This is a genomic window from Halalkalibacter oceani (assembly GCF_023715705.1).
GTDB lineage: Bacteria > Bacillota > Bacilli > Bacillales > Bacillaceae_D > Halalkalibacter > Halalkalibacter oceani_A.
In genome coordinates, this window is sequence record NZ_JAMBOS010000121.1 from 1 (window position 1) to 255 (window position 255).

The 255-nt window shown below is 47.1% G+C and carries 1 pseudogene; it reads left to right on the forward strand.

What is annotated here, in order from left to right:
- Nucleotides 1-255 (forward strand): annotated as a pseudogene (locus tag M3212_RS22470) (transposase); the annotation flags it as partial.

Below are 255 nucleotides of genomic sequence, written 5' to 3' on the forward strand. Positions count from 1 at the left end.
TAGACCAGGCGATTCTTCTACGTAAGGAAGTGCCGAGCCGGAGCGTAGCTCAAATTATACAGATTCTTGAATGGGAAGGGCTGGCTGAACCAGGACAAATCAAAAGGTCAACCCTTCAGGAAAAACTAACGGAAAAGGGTTACAGTACACGACAAATGAGACTCTATTCCCAGACAGGAGTAGCCGCCCGAAGGTTTCAGAAACGACATCGCAACCAACTCTGGCAATCAGATATCAAGTATGGTCCTTACTTGC